General features: G+C 48.7%; 22 protein-coding genes. 7 read left to right on the forward strand and 15 right to left on the reverse strand.

Annotated elements, in window-relative coordinates; all coding sequences use genetic code 11:
* Positions 1-185 precede the first annotated feature (185 nt).
* Complete coding sequence (locus HEQ50_RS04115) at positions 186-998, forward strand: Cof-type HAD-IIB family hydrolase (RefSeq protein WP_168899254.1); 813 nt, start codon at positions 186-188, stop codon at positions 996-998.
* A 105-nt stretch (positions 999-1103) separates the two neighbouring features.
* Here HEQ50_RS04115 and HEQ50_RS04120 read toward each other — a convergent pair whose 3' ends face one another.
* The 8 genes from HEQ50_RS04120 to HEQ50_RS04155 form a co-directional block, all read right to left on the reverse strand.
* Positions 1104-2252, reverse strand: coding sequence for an ArgE/DapE family deacylase (locus HEQ50_RS04120; RefSeq protein WP_168899255.1), 1149 nt, complete (start codon positions 2250-2252; stop codon positions 1104-1106).
* A gap of 334 nt (positions 2253-2586) precedes the next feature.
* On the reverse strand, positions 2587-4221 hold the full coding sequence (locus HEQ50_RS04125; RefSeq protein WP_168899256.1) for a glycoside hydrolase family 43 protein: 1635 nt from the start codon (positions 4219-4221) through the stop codon (positions 2587-2589).
* 16 nt (positions 4222-4237) lie between these two features.
* On the reverse strand, positions 4238-5404 hold the full coding sequence (locus tag HEQ50_RS04130; RefSeq protein WP_168899257.1) for a glycoside hydrolase family 5 protein: 1167 nt from the start codon (positions 5402-5404) through the stop codon (positions 4238-4240).
* A gap of 14 nt (positions 5405-5418) precedes the next feature.
* Positions 5419-6663 carry an MFS transporter gene (locus HEQ50_RS04135; RefSeq protein WP_168899258.1) on the reverse strand — a complete coding sequence of 415 codons (1245 nt, stop codon included), beginning with the start codon at positions 6661-6663 and terminating at the stop codon, positions 5419-5421.
* 161 nt (positions 6664-6824) lie between these two features.
* A complete protein-coding gene (locus HEQ50_RS04140; RefSeq protein ID WP_168899259.1) occupies positions 6825-7700 on the reverse strand; it encodes an AraC family transcriptional regulator in 876 nt (291 codons plus the stop codon).
* 63 nt (positions 7701-7763) lie between these two features.
* Entirely contained in the window at positions 7764-9263 is a 1500-nt protein-coding gene (gene glpK / locus HEQ50_RS04145; RefSeq protein ID WP_168899260.1) for a glycerol kinase GlpK, read from the reverse strand.
* A 176-nt stretch (positions 9264-9439) separates the two neighbouring features.
* Positions 9440-9655, reverse strand: coding sequence for a 2-hydroxymuconate tautomerase (locus HEQ50_RS04150; RefSeq protein WP_334427151.1), 216 nt, complete (start codon positions 9653-9655; stop codon positions 9440-9442).
* Positions 9656-9698: 43 nt separating this feature from the next.
* Complete coding sequence (locus HEQ50_RS04155; protein WP_168899276.1) at positions 9699-10589, reverse strand: YitT family protein; 891 nt, start codon at positions 10587-10589, stop codon at positions 9699-9701.
* 281 nt (positions 10590-10870) lie between these two features.
* Here HEQ50_RS04155 and HEQ50_RS04160 point away from each other — a divergent pair, with 281 nt between their 5' ends.
* Together HEQ50_RS04160 and yjeM are read left to right on the forward strand one after the other, a co-directional pair.
* The gene (locus tag HEQ50_RS04160) at positions 10871-12286 is read left to right on the forward strand and encodes a C69 family dipeptidase (protein WP_168899261.1); all 1416 of its coding nucleotides are present in this window, start codon (positions 10871-10873) and stop codon (positions 12284-12286) included.
* A 55-nt stretch (positions 12287-12341) separates the two neighbouring features.
* Positions 12342-13856, forward strand: coding sequence for a glutamate/gamma-aminobutyrate family transporter YjeM (yjeM, locus tag HEQ50_RS04165; protein WP_168899262.1), 1515 nt, complete (start codon positions 12342-12344; stop codon positions 13854-13856).
* 60 nt (positions 13857-13916) lie between these two features.
* Here the strand turns inward: yjeM and HEQ50_RS04170 are convergent, their stop codons facing one another.
* Together HEQ50_RS04170 and HEQ50_RS04175 are read right to left on the reverse strand one after the other, a co-directional pair.
* Positions 13917-15905: a KUP/HAK/KT family potassium transporter gene (locus HEQ50_RS04170; protein ID WP_168899263.1), complete on the reverse strand. Its 1989-nt coding sequence runs from the start codon at positions 15903-15905 to the stop codon at positions 13917-13919.
* 16 nt (positions 15906-15921) lie between these two features.
* On the reverse strand, positions 15922-16215 hold the full coding sequence (locus HEQ50_RS04175) for an LlsX family protein (RefSeq protein WP_168899264.1): 294 nt from the start codon (positions 16213-16215) through the stop codon (positions 15922-15924).
* A gap of 658 nt (positions 16216-16873) precedes the next feature.
* Between HEQ50_RS04175 and HEQ50_RS04180 the strand changes: the two genes are divergently transcribed.
* Genes HEQ50_RS04180 through HEQ50_RS04195 form a run of 4 tightly spaced genes read left to right on the forward strand, consistent with a single transcriptional unit; the run spans position 16874 to position 20899 of the window.
* Positions 16874-17920 (forward strand): ABC transporter ATP-binding protein, encoded by a 1047-nt coding sequence (locus HEQ50_RS04180; RefSeq protein ID WP_168899265.1) that lies wholly within the window; start codon positions 16874-16876, stop codon positions 17918-17920.
* A complete protein-coding gene (locus HEQ50_RS04185) occupies positions 17913-18821 on the forward strand; it encodes a carbohydrate ABC transporter permease (protein ID WP_168899266.1) in 909 nt (302 codons plus the stop codon). Before HEQ50_RS04180 ends, HEQ50_RS04185 begins: the two co-directional genes overlap by 8 nt.
* Positions 18818-19642, forward strand: a complete 825-nt coding sequence (locus HEQ50_RS04190; RefSeq protein ID WP_168899267.1) for a carbohydrate ABC transporter permease — start codon at positions 18818-18820, stop codon at positions 19640-19642. Before HEQ50_RS04185 ends, HEQ50_RS04190 begins: the two co-directional genes overlap by 4 nt.
* 6 nt (positions 19643-19648) lie before the next feature.
* Complete coding sequence (locus HEQ50_RS04195) at positions 19649-20899, forward strand: extracellular solute-binding protein (protein ID WP_168899268.1); 1251 nt, start codon at positions 19649-19651, stop codon at positions 20897-20899.
* Between the two features lie 137 nt (positions 20900-21036).
* Here the strand turns inward: HEQ50_RS04195 and HEQ50_RS04200 are convergent, their stop codons facing one another.
* The 5 genes from HEQ50_RS04200 to HEQ50_RS04220 all read right to left on the reverse strand — a co-directional run.
* A complete protein-coding gene (locus tag HEQ50_RS04200) occupies positions 21037-21984 on the reverse strand; it encodes a YafY family protein (RefSeq protein WP_232842669.1) in 948 nt (315 codons plus the stop codon).
* A gap of 116 nt (positions 21985-22100) precedes the next feature.
* Positions 22101-22664 (reverse strand): hypothetical protein, encoded by a 564-nt coding sequence (locus tag HEQ50_RS04205; RefSeq protein WP_168899269.1) that lies wholly within the window; start codon positions 22662-22664, stop codon positions 22101-22103.
* 515 nt (positions 22665-23179) lie between these two features.
* Positions 23180-23743 carry a hypothetical protein gene (locus tag HEQ50_RS04210; protein ID WP_168899270.1) on the reverse strand — a complete coding sequence of 188 codons (564 nt, stop codon included), beginning with the start codon at positions 23741-23743 and terminating at the stop codon, positions 23180-23182.
* Positions 23744-24340: 597 nt separating this feature from the next.
* Positions 24341-24895 (reverse strand): TetR/AcrR family transcriptional regulator, encoded by a 555-nt coding sequence (locus HEQ50_RS04215; RefSeq protein WP_168899271.1) that lies wholly within the window; start codon positions 24893-24895, stop codon positions 24341-24343.
* A 160-nt stretch (positions 24896-25055) separates the two neighbouring features.
* A partial coding sequence (locus HEQ50_RS04220; RefSeq protein ID WP_211089194.1) for a hypothetical protein occupies positions 25056-26763 on the reverse strand: 1708 nt, incomplete at its 5' end.

Here is a 26763-nt window from a genome sequence, read left to right on the forward strand (position 1 = left end):
TTTTGCATGTTACAATCATATAATTGCTATATACATATTCTCTTTTTATACCATTTACTTCGCCTATTATACCCGTTTCACGTGTTGCGGACTACCCCGTTGACGGGTGAAATGAGTGCAACGAACCGTAAACTATGGTAAATTGTAAGGGTTACTTTATTTCAAAAAATGCGAGGTGCTCTCTGTTGGAACGAAAACTCATTGCCATCGACTTGGATGGCACCACTTTAAATGCGGACGCCAAGATTTCGGCTAAGACGAAAGCCGTTTTAACTCAGGCCCGCGAAGCCGGTCACATCGTCAGCATCGTGACCGGGCGGCCGAACCGTATTTCGGCAAACTTTTACGATGAACTCAATCTGGATGGCCCCATGATCAACTTTAATGGCAGTCTGGGCCACATCCCCCACCAACAATGGGCGAATGAATACCAGTACACCTTTAACAAGGAAATTGCCTTTGACCTCCTCGCGCACCGTGAAGAACTCGGGATTAATATGATTGCCGCCGAGGGCAAGGATCTCTTCCTAGCCGTTCGGCAACACCCCGTGGAAGTAGGCTTCTTCCCCACGGTCTTACAATCCAATGAAATTCTTAATCAAAAGACCTTGCGTGAAAACCCGACCAGCTTAACGGTGGCCGTGGATCGTAGCCATCAAGATCATCTCTTAAGTTACCTGCAGCACAACTTCAGTGACGTGATCGATGCGGCGCCTTGGGGGGGACCTAATGCCGTGGTCGAACTCGGCGTTAAGGGCGTTCAAAAGGCTACTGGGGTTGAGGTCTTGGCCCACCACTACCACGTAGAACGGCAAAACATCATTGCCTTTGGCGACGAGCATAACGATGCCGCCATGATCGACTACGCGGGCTGGGGCGTAGCCATGCAAAATGCCACGGCTCCCATTAAGCAACTGGCCAATGACATGACGACACTGGATAACGATCACGATGGCCTGGCCACCTATCTACAGGATTACTTAAAGTTAGCGGAATAATCTTAATCAAATAAGCACCTAAAGAGCAGCGCTGAGAAGTCAAAAATGATTTCTCAGCGCTGCTCTTTTAACGATACCTAGTCAAAATATCAACGGCTTAGCGACTTACTCGCCTAGATAGGCCGTCATCAACTTTTGGTACAGGGCCGTAAAGTCCAGGTACATCTGACGGTCAACGTACTCATCGACCTGATGGGCCGTTTCGTTCCCGGGGCCAAAGACGATAAATGGATAGTTGTTCCCCTTATCCTTCAGTAAGTTCGAGGCATCCGTGACGGCCGGTAGTGCTAGCTTGGGAATCGGTGCACCCGCGTAGCTGGCCCCGATGGTCGCGGCTAAATTACTCAGTACATTATCCTTGGGCTCTTCGACGGGTGACTGCGACATGTAGATATCCATTGTCACGTGGCCGCCCTGTTCATTGACCTGGGTAACCAACTGCTGGAGCACCTGGGTCACGCTGGCGTTATCGAATTCGGGAATCGTCCGGACGTTTAACTCGGCGGTGGCCGTAGCTGGAATCGAATTAACTTGATTGCCACCGTTGAAGACGGTCGTGTTAAAGGTTAGTTCCCCCAAGGTCGCATTTACCCGGTCGGTCTTACGGAACGCTTCATTCGCTTGGCTCAGTAGCGACAACAACGGATCGATCGCATTTTGTCCTAACTCGGGCATGGAACTGTGGGCGGCCTTACCCTGTGAGGTTAGCTTTACGTCCATTGACCCCTTATGTGCAGAGAAAATGTGATAGCCGGTTGGTTCGCCAATCAGGAGGGCATCGACATCTTGCATTGCGCCATCCTCATAGAAGGCTTCGGAGCCCGTCTCCCCAACTTCCTCACCCACGGTGGCCATGAGTCGAATCGTCCCCTTGGTCGGCCGGCCCGCCGCGTGAAGTTCAATCATCGCGATGACCAGTGCCGCTAGTCCCGCTTTCATATCGGTGATGCCGCGTCCGTATAGCTTGCCGTCACGGGCCGTCAGCTTGAAGGGATCACTCTGCCATGCCGTCACGTCCCCCGGAGAAACCACATCCATATGTCCGGAAACGCACAAGAGCGGATGGCCACTCCCAATCTCAGCAACCAAGTTGGCACGCGACTCACTCAATGGCTGCAACTGTGCCTGAATGTCATGGTCGGCTAATAAACGTTGAAGGTAGGTTGCCACCTGTGTTTCATGATCATTGACTGACTGAATCGCCACGAGATCCTCAAGAATCTGTATTTTTTGTTTATCCGTAAACACTGTCATCGCTGATTCCTCCTTAATTACTTAAATTGTAACGCAATCAATCATTAAACTCATAGATTTACGCCTTGTGAAAATTTTGACCCTAAACGCGAAATTTATACTTGTGACGATGACTTTAACAATCGTCGTGGGTTTTGTGTGTTTAGACCTTTTTAGAAACCAGTTGGTTATTACAATAAGCTGATGTTTAGCCTTTAACAGCTTCCATATCTTCGAAGTAGCGAAAAACCGGATAGTTTTCTACCATTTCTACATAAATTTCAATTTAATTACGCAAAATGTAGTATACAAAAAGCCTTTCCAAAAGAAATTGTATCCTTGGAAAGGCAATAAATTAACTTTGATTTTCTGTCATAAACCAGCCAAAGTCAGCGTATGACTCCCGACGATAAGCATCCCAGGTACCAATTCCTACCATCAGGCCAGTAAAACCATCAATATCTTCATCCGATAAATAGCTAATATCCACAGACCGACCAACCGACGACCATTTAGAATTGACATTTTCTCGCCAAGAAAATTGCGCGCGATCGTTGTCAGTAGTTACTCGTAATTCGGCTGCAGAGCTGGCAACAGGAATCTTAACGGGTTCAAGTTCAGTTCGTTCACCATTCTTAGCTTGGACCACATCCAATACTGTCACATCATTGTTTTCGTCATAACTCAGACGCTCGAATAACCAGTTGTGATTGTCATAGTACAACACAAGCCCGGCCGATTGTGAGAAATGAATTGGCTTAAACTTTACGTGAGTCGTAGCCGTTTCATGGAAACTTGTCAAAGCAGTTGCCATCAATGACACATCCATCCGGGAGAAGAACGATTGTCGTCCCCACATGCGCAACCCTTGATTGTTCAAATTAAGCCAATCTTTAGTAGGTCGACTGTACGGTGTTAACCAGTGAGAATCTAATTGTGATTTACCAAAATCATCAACCAAATTAAAAGGACGTTGTTCCTGATCGAGTGTAACTCCCTTCATTCCCGGTGTTGTCGCTTTAGCCAAGTTACTCCCATCAGCCATCCGTAACCAACCATCAGCCGTCCAAGTCATCTTCTGAATAGACGTTTCACGGCCAAGAATAGAATGTAATCCGGGTAACGGTCGAGCCGATAAATGAGCAACGTACCATTCGCCAGTTTGCGTTGACACGAGGGACCCATGACCAGCTTTCTGTAAAGGTGCATCAGGATTATATAAATCAAGGCGACTAGCATCGGGGTCATTTCGGCGATAATAATAGTATGGCGTCGAAGTGATGATGGGATTCTTAGGATCTGACTCGTACGGGCCTGTAATCTTTTTAGACCGTTGGAGGACAACTGCATGGCCATAGCCGGTCCCACCTTCAGCTGTCATCAGGTAATAGTAACCTTCATGTTTATACAAGTGTGGAGCTTCCTGAGCCCCTCGATCGGTCCCTCCCCGCGTAATTCGCACAGGATCGCCAACCAATTTTTGTTGTTTAGCGTCAAATTCTTCGAGGACAATTGCACCGGGGTGTTGATAACCAAGCCGTGTTTCCCATTCCAAGGTAACCACCCACTTCCGACCATCCTCATCGTGGAATAATGATGGGTCAAAACCAATCGAATTCAGGTAAATTGGCTTGCTCCATGGCCCCATGATACTCGTTGCGGACATGGTATAATTGTCGGCATCGAACATTCGACCATCTTGATTGTTCATTTTGCTATAGGTCATCCAAAAGCGTTTAGTCTGCGCATCATAAGAAAGATCAGGTGCCCAGATACCTCCGGGAGTCATCGTACCACGAAGATCTACCTCTGGAACATCAGCCAGTGGATGAGCAATTAGTGTCCAATTGGCCAAATCCTTAGAATGAAAGACCTGAATACCGGGATTCCAGTGAAATGTTGACGTCGCAATATAATAATTTTCACCAACTCGTAAAATTGACGGGTCTGGTGTGAAGCCAGGCAAGATAGGATTTTTAATTTCAGTCATAAATAAAATATCCCCTCTATAAGTCTTTAGGATCAATCCAATGTTGGTCCAAGGAACGACTAGCACTCCAGGAATCCCAACCATACCAAGCTGGCTCGTTAATCGTATCTATGTTTAACTTATATGTCCAAAAGAAGTAGCCACTGCCATTATTCCAAGCGCTTGCTTGAGCGCGCCACAATTTTTGATAAGCTTGGATCAGATCATCCTTGCTTAGACGGTTCACTTTTCCCTTCATTTCCTCTTGGGTTGGGTTAATTCCTCCCTTAGTATCAATACCCGCTGTATATGAATTAAAAAGTGAAAATTCACCCGTAACAACTGGCACTTCCTTAGCAACAACCGTAATCTTCTGACCAAATTCCTGCATCACTTTAACATAGTCGTCAACTGTCTGCGGTGTTCCAGACAGCTCCGCCATCATCAGATATTGATGCGTATCTAACACAACATTTTCAAAAGAATGATTGGCGAAAAAGTCATGCCAAGCGTCAAACTCAAATCCATCGTGGAAATAAATGGCCTTTTCAACTGGCAAGTCTTTTCTCAAAACATCATAGGCTTTTACGTAGAAATCATAGAGAAAATCCAAAGTAATTGGCGCATTATTTTTAGCTAGCTCCGGTTCTCTCGGCTGATAACGCGTTGACATCGACTTAAACATTCCTGCCGTTGCCGGTTCGTTAAGGACTTCAATACCAAGTAAACCAGAACGATGGCCGTATCGTTGTGCTAGCCGTTGAAGAACGCTTAATGCAAAGTCTACTTCGTGAGATTGTTGTGCCCAAGTACATACACCGGAAATACCTCCATTATCAAAGCCGTTTTGACTACCGGGAACCGTATGCAAGTCAATGAGAATCTTTAAACCATACGCTTCTGCCCATGAAAAGGCACGATCAAGTTCTGCCACACAACCAACGAAAGGCGCACGGTCACCAAATATGAAGTACGGAACTGGAATTCTGACAGCATTAAATCCTCGACTGGCGATATTAATGAAGTCCGCCTCAGTAATGAATTCGGCCCGATGCATCTTAATTCGCGTTTCATATTCACGGGTCGGTAAATCTTGGGCCAGATAATATTCATCATCACTAGGTACCCCGTCAAATAGATGCGGTGACATCCATTTTTCAAGTACTAACCAACCACCTAAATTAACACCTTTAATTTTAGTCATTTTAACTTCTCCTCTTATTTAACTTTTTTAATACACATAATCATGACGCAGCCAATAATACAAATGATAGCCATGACTGGAAAAATCATCCGGTAACCTGCCATTGAAATGACGGCACCAGCCGTAACTGGGCCCATGATCTGTCCAAGCGTTGCTGACAAGTTCATGACACCTAAATCCTTCGCTGCCGTATTGGGATTAGGCAAAACAGCAATATTTAACGCTTGATCTACAGCCAAGTATGCACCATTCCCAATACCGGATAGAACAGCATAAACTAGCATCGTCCACGGTGCGGCGTCGAAGAATGGAAAAATACCGGCAATAGCAATCATCAAGGTCGCCAAAGCAACTGGCATCTTTAATCGGCCAATTTTATCTGCGATTGGGCCTGAAACAGCCCCAAAAACAATGGCGGTCGTCATCAAGATTACGGAGATAATTGCGACCATTCTGGAAGTTGTCGATTGATTCAGACGCATATAGTCAGTCAAAATGTATAATTGATACCCTGTAATCATGTAAGACCCAACCATCATTAAAAACTTACCCAGTAAGGCCAAATAAAAATCTCGAGCATTCTTTAAAGGAAATGCAAATGAAGCTAGTAACTCTTTGCCTTTAAGTGGAATCTTGGGCTCATCAGCACTTGAAGGTTCCTTAATTAAGAACATTGCAATCCCTGTGAGAATCACTTGAACCAGTGCAAAAACCCAAATCCCGATATTAATCTTACCCAAGAATTGTGAAGCAACAACCCCTGACCCGTATGCCCCGATCGACATGCCAATCCCATAAAACGATGAAACTGTTCCACGAAACTTTGGATCAATGGCATCTGCAATAATTGCAACCATTGGGGCAACAATCGCGTTTAGCGTTAACTGATATAACGTCCAAGTAACCAATAGGATAGGAATTGTCGGCGACCAAGATAGAACAAAGAACATCAGCACACTACCAATGGTTCCCCCAATAATCCAAGGCTTTCGTTTACCAAACCGTGAACGGGTTCTGTCAGATAAAGCGCCTTCAATTAAGTTGGCAAACATCGCAACAATCATGGCAATTGCTGCAAACGTCGCAACCAGCTTAACTTTATTGATAGGATCTAACATTCCGATTTTCGCTGGTAATAAGGTCCCGTTCATCCCTGAATAGGGTCCCATCCAGCTAACGCAACCAATGAGTAGTCCCCAGGCTAAACGCTTAGGCATTTTCTTCTTTTCTTGAGTTGGATTCATGACAACATCAGCCATTAAAAAACACTCCTTAATCATTTTGACGGAAAACAATCAAATTTTCCTTTAGCCCAACTAAAATCAATAAATCCTTCGTCAAGGGTTCATAAAGCGCTTACAAGAACTATTCTATCTGAATTTTTAACATAAAAAAGAGGATAATTCGTATAGAACTATCCCTAATTCGTACGTTTCTCTTTTAACCCTTGAATATAATCCCGCGGCGTTTGTCCAAAATGTTTTTTAAATTCCCGGGTAAAGTGACTAGGTGCTGTATATGCCAGCTTAGCTGAAACCACGTTAACGCGCGCTCGTGGTTGGCTCAATAATTCTTTTGACGTGGCTAATTTTAATCGAATCAGATATTGCTGAGGTGACTCCTGATAATATTTTTGAAAGAGCTTCAGGGCATAGCTTTGCGAAATATTGTGATCGGCTATAATCTTCGTCACTGAAGGCTGTTGGGGTATTGCGGCATGATAAACTTGATAATCCAGTTGGGCCTTAAGATCGCTAGCTAACTGGTGACACAACATAAATTGATCGACATCAGCCGCTTGAGGTGTAAATTTTCCGGCGGCTTTCAGATCTTTCACCAGTGTCATGATAATATCAATGACTCCTACCTGCAGGTCCAATTGATCTGCCAAATTATAGTCTGGACCTATCATTGCAATCAATTGTTCGGTCTGCTGGCGTAGCTGGCCATAGAGTGCATCCCGTGGTCTAATTATACGTCCAGCATACTCTCGGATTAAAAGATAACGAAGGGCCGGATCATCCAAATTAAAATGCATACAAAAGTATGTCATGGGCCGGTGGTCTAATGCTGCATTAGTATGTCGCGTTTCAATTGGAATGATGGTCATTTCACCAGACTTAAGCACCAACTCACCGGTCTCCGTGACCGTTCGTTGTCGCCCGTTAAGAACATACATGAGTTCAAATGCTGGATGTTCCTCAGCGGGCCACAGCCAATCAGCTGGCACTGTTTCTAAATGACCACCAAACAGAGTAAAATGCGTATTTATCACCGGTAAATAGTCAATTGCCATAGCATCATCCCCCTAACAAAAACGACCACCAACCCATTCCGGTCAATGATCGTCGTCAATGTCTTAATCTTCAAAGGCTTGCGTCGCTTTGATGGCCGCTTGCCACCCCTTGTAACATTTTTCGCGCTTGTCGGCCGCCATCTGCGGTGTAAATTCATCCCGCAAGGCGTGCATCTTCCGAATGGCAGCCATGTCCGGCCAAAAACCGACCGCTAGCCCCGCAAGGTAAGCCGCGCCCAGTGCCGTCGTTTCGTTGATGGCCGCCCGTTTGATCGGTGTATCCAAGATGTCCGCCTGGAACTGCATCAGGAAGTTGTTGTTGGCCGCACCACCATCGACACTCAGTGACTGAATATCCAGCCCGGTCTCGTTGGTCATGGTGTCCACAACATCTCGCGTCTGGTAAGCGATGGCTTCCACCGTGGCCCGCACGAATTGTTCACGCGTGGTGCCCCGCGTCAGGCCAAAGACCGCGCCCCGCGTCTCCTGATTCCAGTAAGGCGCACCCAGTCCGGTAAAGGCCGGCACCACGTAGACATTGCCGGTCGTCTTGGCATCAACTGCCATCTTCTCCGACTCACTGGCATGCTCGAAGAACCGCATCCCGTCACGTAGCCACTGCACGGCGGACCCCGCCACGAAGATTGACCCTTCCAGCGCGTAGGTCACCTTGCCGTTCAGGCCATAGGCAATCGTTGTCAGCAGGCCGTTGTGCGATAAGGTCGGCTCCTCGCCGGTATTCATGACGATGAAGGCCCCGGTTCCATAGGTGTTCTTCACCATCCCCTTGTCAAAGGCTGTTTGCCCAAACAAGGCCGCCTGTTGGTCCCCAGCAATCCCGGCAATCGGCACCTGAACCCCAGAGAAGGTGTATCCGGCCGTGTAACCGTAAATTTCGGAGGACGAACGAACCTCAGGCAACATCGCGGCTGGAATATTCATCCAGTTCAGGATATCGTCGTCCCACTTAAGGTCATGAATATTGTAGAGCATGGTCCGACTGGCGTTGGTGTAGTCGGTCGCGTGGACCCGGCCACCTGTGAGCTTCCAGAGAATCCAGGTATCAATGGTCCCAAATAACAGTTCGCCGCGTTCAGCGCGTTCCTGGGCCCCTTCAACGTGGTCTAAGATCCAACGAATCTTGGTTGCGGAGAAGTAGGAGTCAATGACCAACCCGGTCTTATCATGAATCGCCTCGGTGTAACCATCGGCCTTCAGTTGATCGGCCAGATCACTGGTCTGCTTAGACTGCCACACCACCGCGTGATAGATGGGTTCGCCGGTCTTCTTGTCCCAGACAATCGTGGTTTCCCGCTGATTGGTGATCCCGATCCCCCGGACCTTATAGGGTTGGACGTCGGAATCGATCAGGGCGTCGGAAATGACGGATTGCACCGCATTCCAGATTTCGTTGGCGTCGTGTTCGACCCAACCTGGCTGGGGAAAGTATTGGTGAAATTCCCGTTGTGCCTGTCCCGCAATTTGGCCGTGCCGGTCGAATAAAATAGCTCGGGTGCTTGTCGTCCCCTCGTCAATTGCCATCATGTATTGTTGATCATTCATTGTCTTAGACTCTCCATTCATTCGTTGTTAGCAACGGCCTAAATCCACCGTGATGTCACACTTGTTTCTAGTATACCGAAAAGTGCCCGCCGCGCCAAATGTTTTTGCAAATGAAACCGCCACCAAGGCGAACGTATCAGGGTTGGTGGCGGTTTATAAGATTTCGGAAATTCTGATTACTTTTCGTCGCTCTTCAAAACACCGGCCACGCCGTAACGGTTAGGCTGCATTTCACGGAGAATCACGTGGACGTGTTCGGCTGGGGCACCGGTGTTCTTGGTTACCGCCGTCGTGACGTCTTGGACCAAGGCCTTGAGCTGGTCTTGTGAACGACCGGCAATCAAATCAATGTTAACAATTGGCATATTTTTCGTTCCCTTCTCTTTATAGATATGGCTATTATACCGATAAGCCTTAACGTTGGCAATTACCTGTCTACTTTTTCCCGGTCTCCTCGCGCAACTTCAACTGTTCCGTCTCATTGTAGAAATTCCCCTCGATATCGACTGTGTTCACCAAGTTGACGAAGGCGCTGGGATCGACCTCCTTGACCGCCCGTTCCAATGCATAAAGTTCATACCGCGAAATAACGGTCATCAGAACCGTACTCGACTGCCGGGTGTAAGCCCCGAACGATGGGATCACCGTGATTCCCCGAATAAGCGTCTTATTTAGCTCGGCAATCACCACATCCTGTTGCGCCGTCACAATGAAGGCCGTGAGTTTCTGGTGCCGGGTGTGAATGCTATCGACCACCCGTGACATTGCATAAATAGAAATGATCGTGTATAACGCACTCTCCCAACCGAACAGAAAGCCCGCCACGATCACGATACTAAAGTTAATCATCATCATCAGTGTCCCGATCGTGCGGCCCGTCGTCTTCTCCAACACCACGGCGATGATATCCATCCCCCCGGTTGAAAACCCATTCTTTAGTGGATAGGCCACGCCCACACCGGTTAAGATTCCGCCAAACAGCGCCGCTAGCAACGAATTATTTGAGATATTGTTGACCGGTACCACAATGGCCAGAATCGAGGTCAGAATCGCCACCATAATTGAATAAATGGTAAAACTCCGTCCCACCTTAAACCAGCCCAGCAGGCCGATGGGAATGTTAAAGAGGAGGATAAACCACCCGGTGCTCAGGTGAATGCCACCCGCCGCCAATAAGGTCGCGATAATCTGAGAAATCCCATTGATCCCCGCACTGAAAATCTTACCGGGAACCAAGAATTCGTTTAATGCAATTGCCGTAATCATGGCCGATCCCACTAGAATTAAGAGGTGTTTCCCCACCTCACGCCGATTATTTTCACCCATCATGCCGCTATCCACACCTTTCCGTCGTCAGTCGTTTTCACTATTTAACCACAACTCCCGTGACTTAGCCAGTCCAATAACGACCAGTCTGACAGCTTTTTAGGCCCTAAACGGTTCGAATCCCCGTAGCAATCCTAATCATAAAATTGTATAAATATTTATTGTGATGAGAAAATCATGTAAATTAATTAAAAAAATCACCGAAATCAACCCCCTCGTTCCCCAAAAATGATAGAATAAGTAACGAGAATTTTATTCAATAGCCAGAAAGGAGTGCTCCCATGAATTATTCCGCTTGTACCAGTATTTTAATTGGCCCTAAAGCCACAACGGACGGATCGGTCATCATCGGCCGAAACGAAGACGCCAAGGCCGCCTGGCCCAAGCATTTCGTCGTTCATCCCGCACGCACCGCAACGACACCCCAGCAGTTCGTTAGCACGGACAATGGTTTCACCATGCCCCTGCCGTTAACGGCCGCCAAGTATACCGCCACCCCCGAATGGACCGACAAATATGGTTTGTTTGAGGAAGACGGCATCAATGCCTTTGGTGTGGCGATGAGTGCCACCGAAAGTACCTACTCTAACGAACGGGTCCTGGGTGCCGATCCCTTGGTTAAGGACGGGATTGGTGAGGAAGCCATGGTTACCGTGGTCCTCCCCTACATCAAGACCGCTAGAGAAGGGGTCGCTCGCCTCGGCCAAATCATCGAGCACTACGGTACCAGTGAATCTAATGGGATCTTATTCGCCGATCAGCAGGAAACCTGGTACCTGGAAACGGGGGCCGGCCACTACTGGGTCGCCCAGCGAATCCCGGCCAACGGTTACGCCGTTGTGGCTAATCAAATGGCCATTCAGGACATTGACTTCAAGGATAGCGAAAACTTTATGTTTGCTCGGCACCTCCGTGAATTCGTTGTCGACAATCACCTGAACCCATCGCGTCATCGCTTCAGTTGGCGTGACATCTTTGGCACCCAGGATCAATCCGATCTGTACTACAATACGCCGCGCGTTTGGTACGGCCAACGCCGGTTTAACCCAGAGATTGCGCAAGACCCGCAATCCTTTGACTTACCGTTCATTCAATACGCCGATCACTTACTGAGCGTGGACGATGCGCAGGGTTATCTCAGCAGTCACTTCGAGGAAACGCCTTACGATCCCGTCGGCGCCGGCACGGACGAGCAACGCAAACGGTTCCGACCGGTCAGCCTAGCCAAGACGCAGGAATCACACGTCTTACAGCTGCGGCCCGACATGGATCCCGCCTTGGCGGGTATTCAGTGGCTGGCCATGGGCGTTGGGGCGCAGAGCGTCTACGTGCCGTTCTACGCGGGCATCGACAGTACCCCGACCGCTTACCATTTAGGCCAAGCCACTTATGATTCTAAGTCGGCCTACTGGGTCTACAAGTTAGTCAGCGTCCTACTCGATGCGCACTACCACGAGGCCTGGCCAACGGTGAGTGCGGTTCAAAAGGAACTGCGGATTGCGTTTAAACAGTCCGTCAAACACACCGATGCCGTGGGGCAACAACTCAGTGGCCCCGAACTCAGTCATTACTTAACGCAACAAGCCAGCGCAAACGCCGCATTGGGAATTCGGCGCTACCGTGAGCTCGCGGCCACCCTGATCACGCAAGCCACCGATTTGGGACCGCTCAACTATCACCAAGATCTTAATTTATAAACAAGCTGCAACTGGCCTCGACTAGTCTGCACGAAATATGGGAGATATTAATCTAATGGAAAAGCAAAAAAAGATTGGGCTTTTTAGCCTGATCTTAATGATTTTTTCGGCCATCTATGGTTTTGCGAACGGAACCGTGGCCTACGACCAAATGGGCTATGCCAGTATCATCTGGTACGTCCTTGCCGCTTTATTCTTCTTTCTGCCCAGCGCGTTGATGCTGGCGGAATACGGCTCCACCTTTAAGGAAGCCAAGGGGGGTATCTACTCCTGGTTAGCCGAATCCATCGGCGAAAAGCTGGCCTTCATCGGGACCTTCATCTGGTTGTCCTCATGGATCATCTGGATGCTGTCCACGTCCACCAAGGTGTGGATTCCGCTGTCGACCTTAATCTCCGGGAGCGATCAAACTCAGACCTGGGGTATCTTGGGTCTGAGTTCCACGCAAACGATTGGGATTCTCGGGATCGTATGGATTCTTGCCGTCACCTTCTTTGCGACCCGTGGTGTGAGTTCCATTGCCAAGATTTCTTCATTGGGCGGAATCTTCGTGATGGGCCTAACCATACTGTTCTTCATCGCCAGCATCCTAATCTGGATCTTAAATAAGGGACAGCTCGCAGAACCGGTCAACGGCCTGCACAGCTTCATCGCGTCACCGAACCCACAATTCCAGTCACCAATGGCGCTACTGTCATTCGTGATCTACGCCGTCTTTGCCTACGCCGGGATGGAATCCATGGGGGGCATCACCGATAGTATGGATAAGCCGGAAAAGACCTTCCCTAAGGGCCTGATCATTTCCACGATTACCATCACCATCGCCTACTCTCTGTCCATCTTCTTGTGGGGGATCAGTGCCAACTGGCATGAGGTCCTCGGCAGTAACTCGGTTAACCTTGGCAATATCACCTATGTCTTAATGAATAATCTTGGGCTGGTTATGGGTCACGCCATGAACTTCTCCCACGGTACGTCCGTGATGATTGGGGATGTGCTCGCTCGGCTGACCGGGTTGAGTATGTTCATGGCTTACCTAGGCTCCTTCTTCGTTCTGGTCTACTCCCCACTGAAATCCTTCATCATGGGATCTTCACCAAAGTTGTGGCCCAAGAAGATGACGCGCCTCAACAAAGCCGGTGTGCCCGCCTACTCCATGTGGATTCAGGCCACGGTCGTTGCGGTCTTTATCTTCTTCGTGTCCTTCGGGGGTTCCGCAGCCAAGGAGTTCTATCAAATTTTGACCAACATGGCCAACGTTTCCACATCGGCACCGTACCTCTTCTTGATTGGGGCCTTCCCATTCTTCAAGAAGCGGACCGACCTGGAGCGACCATTCGTCGTCTACAAGAACAAGGTCTTCACCAACATCATCGTGGGCATTGTCCTACTGGTCTTGATTGCTGGGATCGTCTTCACTTGTCTCCAACCAATCTTGGATGCCGATTACAAGACCGCCTTCTGGACGATCATCGGCCCCATCTTCTTCGGGGCAGTCGCTTGGATCTTCTACCGCAACGCTGAGAAGCGTTCGGCTAAGGAAGATACGCCGGTTAAGGACGAAGATTAATCTGATTTCAAAAAATTTCCAGACCCGCAATATTGGGTCTGGAAATTTTTTTACGCTTTTTTAACGCCGTCGCAACGTCCGATCCGGCGCGTGCCCAATAAACAAGGGGACCCGTTCCTCGACCACGTCGCTGAATTCCAGACCGTACCACCGTTGTGGCGACAGGCTGACCCGCTGAAGGAGCAAGCGTCCGCCAATCAGTAGGCGATCCAAGGCAGGCAAGTCATCATCGGCCCCCAGATCCTGAAACTGCTGATTGAGCATGACAAATTTAAAGTTGCCCACCCGGCGTCCCGGCACACTCGAATACCGGGGTGTTTGATCGGCCAAGACCCCCGTTGCCAGGAGGTCGTTGACAATTTGGCGCAGGTAGACGTTGACGCGCTGCGACTTCTTAAAGCCCAAATAGAGCTGAACATCCATAACGTTGTGTGTTCCCAGCGTTTCCACGGTATAGCTACACTCATAGGGCGTATCCGCCTCATTGATGGTCACAAACCAATAGACCGCTGCCCGCTTCGGCTGTTGGTCCAGAATGGAATAGACGACGGCCCGCTTAACACTATAGTCCGCCGTGACGTGCCCCACGTAGACCAGATTGGCCGCAAAGGATGGCACCTGATCGTCTTGACTCAACGCCGTTAATTGCGGCAAAAAGTCCAGTAACGACACGTATTCCGAATCGACCACGTGGGCGCTGCGCCGCCGGTTACCGTAGTACCAAAAGACCATAACCGTCAGAATGACCAGCGTCAAGCACAGCGTGACATACCCACCGTGCACGAATTTCGCCAGACTTGCGATCAGAAATAAGCCTTCCAGTAGGCCAAACGCGACCACAAAGACCTGCGCCAAGATCCGATGCCCCCGTTGCCGAAGAAACGCGTGCAAGAGCAGTGTCGTCATCAGCATGGTAATCGTGATGGCCAGCCCATACGCCGCCTCCATGTGACTGGACGTCTGGAAGAACCACACGATACTCAGGGTCACCGCACACAGTAACCAATTGACCGTTGAAATATACAACTGACTCTTCTCGTTACCCGGAAATTTAATCCGTAGCCGCGGCAGTAATTTCAACCCAATGGCTTCATGCACCAGCGTGTAGGACCCGGTAATCAGTGCCTGTGAGGCGATGATCGCTGCGACCGTCGCAATCCCAATCGCAAATAATCGCCAACCGAATGGCACCATCTCGTAGAAGGGATTGACCGGATGCGCCGTTCCCAGTAGACCGGCGTGGCGAATCACCCAAGCGCCCTGGCCGAGATAGCTCAACATCAACGTCAGGTAGACAAACGGCCAAGTCCCGTAGATGTTGCGTTTACCCACCTGTCCCATATCCGAGTACAACGCCTCCGCACCGGTCGTGGCGAGGAAGATGCTACCCAGGATGAAGATCCCCTGGCGATTATCTGGACTAAATAAAAAGCCCAAGGCGTACGTCGGCGATAACGCCCGGAGAATGGCTGGGTAGGCGGCCAGATTATACGCGCCGACTAGACCAATGAAGCTAAACCAAATCAACATCAAGGGGCCAAACGACCAGCCAATGAGCTGTGTTCCCAGTCGCTGAACCAAGAAGAGCCCGACCAGAATCCCGGTGACCACCAGCAAGACCCAGCTCTGGGCATCGCCAAAATGAAGTGCCCCAAACGTCTGGTTCTTCAATCCCTCAATCGCCGAGGTCACGGTGACGGCGGGTGTTAACGTCCCATCGGCCAGCAAGGCTGCGCCGCCAATCAAGGCCGGGAAGATCAGCCATTTGGCGTGATTACGAACCAGCGCGTACAGGGCAAAGATGCCGCCTTCATGGCGGTTGTCGGCCCGCATCGCCAGCAAGATGTATTTCACCGTGGTGATCAACATCAAGGTCCAAAAAATCAGGGAGATACTCCCTAACATGACCGGGGTCATCGCGGTCATTTCACCGCGGCCCGCCTGATCGATAATGGCATTCATAACGTAAAGGGGCGAGGTCCCGATATCGCCGTAAACAATGCCCAGCGTAATCAGCATCCCCACCCCTGTGAGCTTTTGTGTCGTCATTTGTGCATGCGCCTCCCTACAACCACTGATGGGTCACGATGCGGTGGCGCAATTCTCCCAAGGCCAGGATGCCCACCGTCGCCAGTAACCAGGTCAGGCCCATGCCCCCGGGATGGGTGTACCCGCTGAAATGGCCCGCAACGTAGCTGATCCGAAAAAACGGGAGTCCCAGTAAATTTAACGTGTAATGGGTCACGCCGGATGCTTGAACATAAGCATAGGTGCTCGAAATGATTAGCGACAGCAGGCCCGCCGAAACAATCATTCCGCCAATGATCTCAATGGTCAACCGCACAACCGTCTTTGACATACGACATTCCCCCTCTATCCATTCATCATACTGAACTGCCCGGTGAAAACCAATCACCTGTGCTGGCTTAAGAAGGTATCTAACCAAATTAATCAGGGGACAAACCACTTGTCGTTTAAAACGAATTTCCCGATGAATTCGCCAAATCCTGCAACCAAAACGGTGGAAAAAACATTAGTAATAAGTATAGCCGTCAAAAAAGCGATTCGGAAATTTTCGCAATTTCTGAATCGCCTACTTATCACTGGGGCATTCACCCCACATTATTGTTGCTAAAAAAAATCGCCCGCCATTCCTACGAATGGGCGCGCGATCTTCAAATCTAAGAAACTCCGGCTTGCTAAACAATCTCTCTGAATCTCTTTATTAGCATCTCTTAAACTCTAATAGATAACTATACATGATAAACTGATGAATGTCAACAACTTTTGGTAATGCCGATTTAATTCACGATGAATCCGTATTAGTTGTCGGTGTCAATCGCGCGCAACCGCCCCAATTTAAATGCCTAAATCCCAGAAAAACCGTTTGCAATCAAGATTATTCATACCACTGCTTTTCCAGATAAGCTATAATGATACAGGCCCATCCGTTTTTGGATACAGCTAAATTCGCTATCCACTACAATGACGATCATGTGAAAGGAGGTGGCCCCACTATGCAAGTAACCCTACGCGATATCAAACTGGCCTATGACCACCAACCGGCGACGTTGAACCACTTTAGTGCACAACTACCAGACGGCCAGCTCACCGCACTACTGGGTCCCAGTGGAAGTGGCAAGTCCACCGTTTTAAACCTATTAGCGGGGCTTTTAACGCCCGATGCCGGACAAATTTACTTTGACCAAACCGAAGTCACCCACCTGGCTAGTCGCCAACGGCATATCGGCATGGTCTTTCAAGATTACGCGCTGTACCCCCACTTGACCGTCCGAGACAATATCGCCTTTCCGTTAAAGATGGCACACGTTCGCAAGGCCGCCCGCTATCAACGCGTCGCAGAACTGGCCCAGCTCGTGCAGATGACCGATCAGCTCGCTAAATTTCCAAGACAGCTCTCGGGCGGCCAGCAACAGCGCGTCGCCATTGCGCGGGCCCTGGCTAAACGACCCGATCTACTCTTACTGGATGAGCCCCTATCGAGCCTGGATACAACCCTGCGCGAAGATCTACGGGAAGGCATTCACCGGATTCAACGCGCCACCGGGGTCACCACGGTGCTCGTCACCCACGATCAAGACGATGCCCTGCAGATCGCCGATCAGATCATGATTCTTGCCGACGGTCGTTTACAACAGGTGGGCACGGGAACTGCGCTATACCGCCATCCTCACAATCTCACCGTGGCCCAGTCCATCGGCCGACCGCAGCTCAACACCTGTGCCGTGACGGCCTTACCGACCGCTTGGCGACAGGTACTGCCCCTTGAATATTACCAGCAGGCGACCACGGTAGGCATTCGCAGTGAAGCCCTGCACCTCGAGACGCCAACCGACCCTCATACCGTCGCCGGCACCATTAGCCGCCAGATCCAACTGGGTCGTGATCATCAAACCACCTTACATACGGCAACGCTGCGCCTCGTGAGCACGGCGCTGCCTGCCACATTGCAAACAGCCGTTTCAATTGGACTTGATCCGACCGGCTGCCTACTGTTCGCCGCGGATGGCCGCTGCATTTGGGCGGGTGATGCCCATGCTTAACGCCAAACCTACCTGGAAAAGCACGTTAAAAACACTCCTCTACTTAGCGCCGCTATTGCTGATTACCGCGGTCTTCACCATTTGGCCGCTACTAAACGCTTTTCTCATGAGCGTCTATACCAAATACAATTACTTTACCGATCACGTTGGCGCCATCGGCTGGAACAACTTTGCCTATCTCTGGCACGATCCGCTCTTCCACTTAGCCTGCCGCAACACGCTTTTACTTGCGCTAGTCGCCACGCCACTGACGGTGGCCTTATCACTGCTCATTGCCTATGGTCTGAACCGTATTCACCACTTAGCCCGTTTCTTTCGAACAATCTACTTTTTACCCTTCGTGACCTCGACCATTGCGGTTGGGCTCGTGTGGAACTGGATCTTCCGACTGGACGGTGGCTTGTTGAATCGGATTCTCGGTTGGTTCGGCTATTCGGCCATCGATTGGCTCAATGACCCCCACTATGCCTTGGCAGCGCTGATGGTGGTCTGCGTGTGGCAGGGATTGGGCTTTAACATCCTTCTCTTTTTAGCTAGCCTCAACCACATCGACCAACGTTATACGGCTGCCGCGCGGCTTGACGGGGCTAACGCTTGGCAACGTTTTACTAACGTGACATGGCCGTTACTTCTGCCCATGACCATTTTAATTATCGTCAACACGGCCCTCACCAACTTCAAGGTCTTTGACCAGGTCTACGCGCTATTTCACGGATCGGCCGGGCCGGGAAATGCCGATCTGACCTTGCTGTATTACCTGTACCAAAAGTTCTACGTTGAGAACCAGTATGCCGTTGCGGCGGCCAGTGGCGTGATTTTCTTTCTCCTGATTGGTGGGGTAACCCTACTGACCTACGGCTACTTCCGCCATCGGCGCCGCCAGATGGGAGGCCGCCTATGAACCGTCATCCTTGGTTAACCCTATTCTGGGGCCTCGTACTGACCATCGGTGCCGTACTGACCCTGATGCCTTTCGTCTGGATGATCCTAACCAGCCTCCAACCCGCTGCCACGACGCTGAGCATCCCCACCTCATGGTTTCCCCGCTCCCTTAATTGGGTTAACTACCTAAACATCTGGCGAGCGGCGCCCTTTGCGCAGTATTGTTTGAACTCCCTGCTGGTGACGCTGACCACCACGTTAGGTCAACTCCTGACCAGTATTCTGGCCGCATTTGCCCTGACACATCTCCGCTTCTATGGCCGCCGTCTTCTGTTCGGTCTTCTACTCATCTTGATGCTGATTCCGGGTGAACTGCTGATCATTCCCAACTTCATCACCCTGGCCCAGCTCCACTGGATCAACACCTACGCCGCGCTGATTGTGCCGTGGCTTGCTAGCGTGCTCATGGTTATCACCTTACATCAAGCCTTTCTGTCACAGCCAAAGACGCTCTATTACGCCGCGCGCCTCGATGGGGCCAGTGACTGGCAATATCTCTGGCACATTCTGGTACCGACCAATTGGCCCGTCATTACGGCCGTCACGCTGCTTCAAGTCATCGGCTCCTGGAACGCCTTCATGTGGCCCCTGATCGTCACCAATGACGACGCCCGACGCACATTACCCGTGGGCCTGATGGCCTTTACCACCGAACAAGGCACGAACTATCCGCTCCTCATGGCCGCCACGGTCTGCGTCATTTTCCCACTGATCTTGCTGTATCTCGCTCTCCAAAAATACCTGGTTTCAAATATTTTATCTTCCCATTCGAAAGGCTGATTCTTAATGAAAAAAACGCACCGGCTCCTGCTCACCCTGAGTGCCCTTGCCCTACTTGTCCCACTGAGTGCCTGCGGTCACCGTCAAGCCACCAAGGCCACGGCCCAAAAGCGAGTCACGATTACCTTCTGGCACGGGATGACGGGAACTAACCAACAGGAACTTAATACGCTAATTCGTCACTTCAACCACACCCAATCGACCTACAAGGTGGTCCCCCACGCACAGGGAAACTTTGCCACCGTCCAGCAAAAGATTACCGCGGCCGCCAAGTCTCACACCCTGCCTACCCTGGCGCAAACAACCTACACCAACGTCCCCGACTACGTTCACGGCGACTTTATTGTCCCGCTGGACGGTTACCTCCAGAAACAAACGCTCCGTCAGATCTCCCCCACACTCCGAGCATCCAGCCGCTATCAGGCCAAGACTTATGCGCTGCCTTTCTCGAAATCTGTCCGTGTTTTATACTACAATCGCGACCTGCTCCAACAAAATCACCTCGCCGTTCCCCAAACTTGGTCAGCCCTCCAACAGGCTAGCACTCAAGTCAAGGCTCAGGGCATCACCGGTCTGGCCTTAGATCAAAGTTTTACGGCCGAACTCAGCGCACTGTCCTTTGCCGCCAAGACCCCCTTAATTCAGAAACAGCCTCAGCTGACCAATACACGGACCCTAGCAGCGACCCATGCCATCTGGGACATGCTCAAGGACAAGACGGCCAGGACGGCGGGCACCGATGGCTTCGGCAATGTTCAATTTCTGAAGGGGAAAACCCTGTTCTTCGCCGGGTCGTCAGCCGCCATGGGCATCATGCAGGCCAGTACCCCCAAGGGGATGCACTGGAGCACGGCGCCACTCCCACGTTATCGGGGACGACGAGCCACAATCATTCAAGGAAATGACCTAGTTCTCTTCAAATCGGCTTCAACCCAACAACGGCGCGGGGCCGCAGCCTTTATGACCTACCTGCTGCAGAAGAAACAAACGTTGCAGTGGGCTCGCGCAACTGGCTATCTGCCGCTAACCATCGCCGCATTAAGGAGCGCTGACTACCAAGATTATCTGAAGCATACCCCAGCGGCCCAAGCCGTTGCACAATCCCTAGCCTTCGGACATCAGGATCAAACGTTCTACGGCTACAGTCAGTACCTGAACGCCTTGAATCAGGCGGTCAACCAGCTCAGCGCGCTACAGACCACACCCGAAAAGGCGATGCGACAACTCCAACCACGAGTTAAGCAGATTACTCAGTAATGCTGTTCACTAAAGCCTCGGATGTCCCTACACGCAGTCGATTCCGCTAACGGGGTCGACTGATTTTGTCGGTCAGCAAATTTTCGATATCAAAAAAGGTCGACCGCCATAGGCCGACCTCCAATACTTACATTTAGTTACTCTTCGTACTGATTGCGGGCCGCCGTCAGCGTATCCCGCATCCGATTGACCAACGACACCGGGGACAAGACTTTTAAGCCGGTGCCCTGACTCAATAGCCACAGCATCGCCCCATCAACCTTGACGTAAGCCTCAACAACGTAGCTACCGTCCGCATTTTGTTTGACGATTCGCGAGTCCGGAAAGTGATCCAAAACCGTCTGAATATTGTTACGATAGATGAAGCGAATCTGGGTCAGTGAGCCCGAATCCAGGAGATAAGTATAGTGCCGGTGCTCCTGCAGGGAGAAACGCGTTGCATAATCTAGCTTTTCTCCGGGGTGTTTTTCCAAGATGTCCGTCATCCGATCCAATCGGTATAACCAGTAACCACCGTGTTCCACGCTCAACATGGCAACGTAGAAGTAATAGGTCTCAAAGAATAAGGTGACGGGCTGCGCGTGGTGAATCTGTGACCGTGGGGCTCCAGGTTCACTGCTTTGGTAAACAAAGACCATCTTCTGTGAACGACTAATACAGGCCGCCACCTCACGCAATCGCAACAGTAATGGCTGGGCATTGGACACCGGCGTATAGCTCCCCCGGGGAACCGTCAACTGCTGGCGAACAATGCGCTGCATGGTCGGCGACAAGCCGCTGCTTAGGTAGTTCAGCGTTGCCGTCAACTCCGGTCGGCTGAGTGCCCGCGAGCCCAACAGGATATTGCTTGCGGTTAAGACCATGTCTAACTCGTCTTGGTCACTTTGACGAGAAAGGTGATAAGCACCCTCATCTTCCACGAGGCGACCAGCCGCATAGTCTGCCAGTGCGCGGCGAATGTAGGCCAAGTCACGCTGACAGGTGCGATGACTGATGCCATAGTGTTGTTCCAACACCACTTGCTGTAGAGTTTCTCCCGTCATTAATCGCGTCAACACTTCAGCGATCCGCTGATTACTTTGCATACCTTTCGTCCCACCTTGCCTTAAGCTACATACTCATTATTATGAGGCGTTAGGTGGCAAAGTTCAAGAAAAGGAATTGTCTATCAATTTAGATAATCCCCTTTTTAGAATATTGACTATTTGACACCCTTGTAGGCTGCCTTTAAATTGGCGCGGTCGGACGGAGTAATATGATTTCTAAATTGGTAAGAATTCATAACACTCTTAGCTGACTTATTCAGTTTTAACCCCAAACTGTAGCCCAACGCTTGGGATGCTACACTAATTCGATCTGATGTCGAATATTTGTAATATCCATCATCCATAAATACTCGATGTAATTTCATACTTGAATGGATGATTACATTACCCGTATTATCGTTAACACCAGAATATCTCTGACTTTTTAGGGTTCCTGCGATAGATGTTAATCGAATATCTGCATTACTCTTTTTGTTCGTGTTTATTAACTTGACAACATGTTGACTATTCCAATTCTTGATTGCTGACTTCCAAATTCCCCGATAATGCTTAGATGTGGAATCAATATGATAAGTGATACGTTTTGAATCGAAATGCCCCCAATATGCTTTTTTCGACGCATTTGCAGTGATGCCACCGGCACCCAGCAGGCTAATGCCAATGCCTAGTAAAGTAACAAACTTTAACAATCCTTTTAATTTGCGGTTCATTTTCAGCATCGTAACAATCTCCTTGTATGTATGATGAACATGCTTCTCTATTCTTGATAAAACCAATACTTTTCCCTGAAGTGGACCCTCTCCAATTCGAGGGTATCACTTCAACCTACCAAAATGGCGGTCATTTGATTTCACAACTTGGGAGGGTCTTTCTTAACTGTCATTCCCTATAATTTTGATCCACTATTAGCACTTGTGTACTACAACATATGCTCTTTCGCAACGGAAACTTCAAATTACAAACTTTTTGCTTATCAATTTGAAATTCGCTACTTAATTTTAAAAAAATTACGTTACTAGCACTACGCATTACCTATGATAGATATACGCCAAGCTTAGATCCGTATAAAATGATGTGCTGCACCAGAAACTATCGTCAGTCTCAGCGATAATCCTATGGCACACGTGATACCTGCATTCTTAACTAGCTTTAAGCTGCACGTCCTCTACTATGAGGCGTCAGGTGTTAAAATTCAGGAAAAGGAATTATAAACTGATGATTTTTAGGACATTGACTACTTGACACCCTTGTAGGCTGCCTTTAAATTGGCACGGTCGAATGACGTAATGTGAAAGTTATCTTGAGATTGGTTCATAACACTTGATTTTGAAGTATCCCCGAGCCATTCCAGGCCCAACCCAAATCCAATTTCAGAAATTGCATATTGTACTCGCGTACTATTATCAAATTCATACGCATCTAAAGCATGTCGATTCAAGCGAACTGATGAATTCATGATCGAGTCCCCCATTGTCCAGTAACGAGTATAATCGACTTTATTACTATTTTTTGACACGGTCGTCATTCTTATGTCCGCATTCTTTTTACTTTTTGTACTCTTTAGTTTAATAACTTTTTGCTCTTTATTCCAAGCTTTAACTGCCGATTTCCAAATACCACGATAATGTTTTGATGTTGAATCAATGTGGTAGGTGATACGGCGTGAGTCAAAGTGAGCACAATAATTCTTGCTAGACGCATTTGCTGTTACACTACCGGCACCCATTAAGCTGACACCAATCCCCAGCAAAGTGACAAACTTTACTAATCCCTTTGCTTTGCACTTCGTTCCCAACATAATACCAATCTCCTTTGTACGCGTTGTACAGTTCCGTAATATTACCGAACTGTTCTTTCACAGACTTGATTATACAAAACGCCGATGACACAATATGTCATAATTGCTCAGCTAAATGGAAAACTTTTATATCCTTACGTGTCAGCTCGCCAGGTCAGAAATTAACTAGGTTTGATGTCAACAAATAGGCCATTTTTTTGTCACACTTAAATCCCCATTTTCTCTAACTTTGTGATACCTTTACCATCACTTTTAAGAGTACATTAAATAGCCATTAGCTCTATTTTAGATGATAACTGATTGGTCTCTAGTCCCCTCTAAGCTGAACTCGGTTGGGAACAGTTGACGTTGTTTTCGCAGCTTCATGGGCGCTCTGATTCGAGCAATACATTTCTTGTTCATAAGAAAAACTTCACCAATTTGTTGGATGAGGTGATCATATCGTGTTGTGGCGGTCAATCGCTGACGATCAGCTATTTGGTGCTTACTGATGAACTAAAACGGGATTAAAAAATCACCCGCCGTTATTACGAATGAACGAGTGATTTTGCTTTCTACGTGATTACGCTATTACAACTCCATCTCATATTATCTACTTCACTGAAAAAGTTGCTTACTAATCTTGGAAAGAATTTTCATTCCATCTGAAAGTTCCGAAAATTCTGGTACATGTCGATTTTCCAAAATAAAATCCAAATCGCCCATGGCTAAATTTACCAATAGGTAACTCGAAAAACTATTCGTCTCGATTTCCAATCTATCTTGATAGATTTCTGCACATAGTCGACGACATTGCGCATCAAACCCTTTTTCTCCCAACGGAATCAAACGAATCTTTTGAAGTACAGTGGCTTGGCCCTTAAATTGTGAAACTAGATTCACTAAAAACACCTTATACCAGTTTGTTTGCCGACTATCTGATTGTTCTAAGCTTTGCTCAATTGCTGAGCGCAGACGCTTTATCCACTGATTGACTACCTGTTCTGCCAGTTCGGATATGCTACCGTAATGAGCATAGAAAGTACTTCGATCAACGTGACTCAACCGGGCCAATTCCGAGACTCCTAAATTTTCAAAACCAGGTTCGGTCAATACTCTAACAAAGGCCCGTTGAATATCTGCATCAGTCCGTTCAAAACGATGGCCCGCCATTTAAATCATCCCTTCAATGATATCTTACACATTGTCAGTTTGCACAACAATGCTCAACATCAAGAAATTTAAAATTAACGACACAAAACCGCCCCACCAAAAAACACGGGACGGTTCTTAGCCTAATAATCATTACTATCGTGTTACTTATTTAACCCGTTTAATGCCGACGACGAAAAGCAAACGGTACAGTTAACAGCACTAACAATATCTCTCCTAAATGAGCCCAGAAGCCCTCATTCTTTTGCCCCGTTTGTGGCAATTCACTTTCCTGCTGAACTGGCATGTGTTTAGTTCCTGTATTACGTGCACGCTCGGCATTAGAAATTGCTAACGACTGTGAATGACGACTACTAATTTCATCAGCAGCTTGTCGCGTAAAAGATGTGATCATCCCAAGCTCATCAAATCGAACAATGATAATGCCACCTTTACCATCGGGCAAAACTACAAATGGAGAACCTGAAGCAATTGTCCGTTGCTCAACAAGGTAACCATTTCTTAGTTCACGAATGATTCGCTTAGCAGTCGCCGGGTCATAGGTATAAATAATTTTACTACCATCCGGCCATTGCTTGGTAATCTTCACGGTCTTCTCCGGCTCATTCGTAGGCTCATTCGCAGGCTCGTCCGTAGGTTCATCAACTGGCACATCAACAGCCACATTGTGACTAGCTGGATAATGAGTGATCGTTGGCAAGGTATCAGATTCGTTAATCTTGACAACGATGGTTCCGCCATCACCATCTGGTAAGGTGACGTTCGAATCACCAGGATTCATCGTCTGTTCACTAACGATCTTGCCATCCTTTTGTTCCGTGACCGTTCGTTCACCCGTCTTGGGATCATAGGTGTACGTTGTTGTACTCCCATCATTCCAGACTTTGATAACCTTGGTAACATCACCAGTAGAATCCTTGGTTGCAGTCGTCACGTTATTCGACCCATCGGTATCTTTGTGGGTTGTGTAGTGTTCAATTGTTGGCTGTGCGCCTGGCTGCCCTGCATCAACCGTCGTTTCAACATCACTACCATCCGACAGGGTCACGTTCGAATCACCAGGGGCAATCGTCTGTTCACTAACAGTCTTGCCATCCTTTTGTTCCGTAACCTTTCGTTCGCCCGTCTTAGGATCATAGGTGTACGTAGTGGTACTCCCATCATGCCAGACTTTAGTAACCTTAGTGACATTACCAGTGGAATCTTCGGTCGTGGTTGTCACGTTATCCGACTTATCAACATCTTGTTGAGTTGTGTAATGCTCAATCGTTGGTTCCTTAGTTTCAGGGTCAATCGTTACAACACTAGTTGCACCCTCACCATCAGGTAACGTTAGTTTAATAGAATCAGGTGTAATAGCCTGATAGCCAGTCTCTTCACCATTCTTCTGTTCCGTCACATTTCCTTTACCTGTCGCTGGATCATAGGTATACGTGGTCGTACTCCCATCATTCCAGACTTTGGTAACCTTAGTGACGTTACCAGTTGAATCTTTGGTCATAGTTGTCACGTTATTTGACTTGTCGGTATCGTGCTGAGTTGTGTAGTGCTCAATCGTTGGCTGTTCTCCTGGCTTCCCAACGTCAACTGTCGTTTCAACATCACTGCCGTCTGGTAAAGTCACGTTCGAATCGCCAGGTTCAATCGTCTTTTCACTAACGGCCTTGCCATCTTGCTGTTCCGTGACCTTCCCCTCACCCGTCTTAGGATCATAGGTATACGTGGTTGTACTCTCGTCATTCCAGACTTTGGTGACCTTGGTAACATTGCCAGTTGAATCTTTGGTTATGGTTGTCACATTGTTCGACTCATCGGTATCTTTGTGGGTTGTATAGTGTTCAATTGTTGGCTGTGAACCCGGTTGCCCA

Source organism: Lactobacillus sp. HBUAS51381 (assembly GCF_012641095.1).
Classification (GTDB): Bacteria; Bacillota; Bacilli; order Lactobacillales; family Lactobacillaceae; genus Levilactobacillus.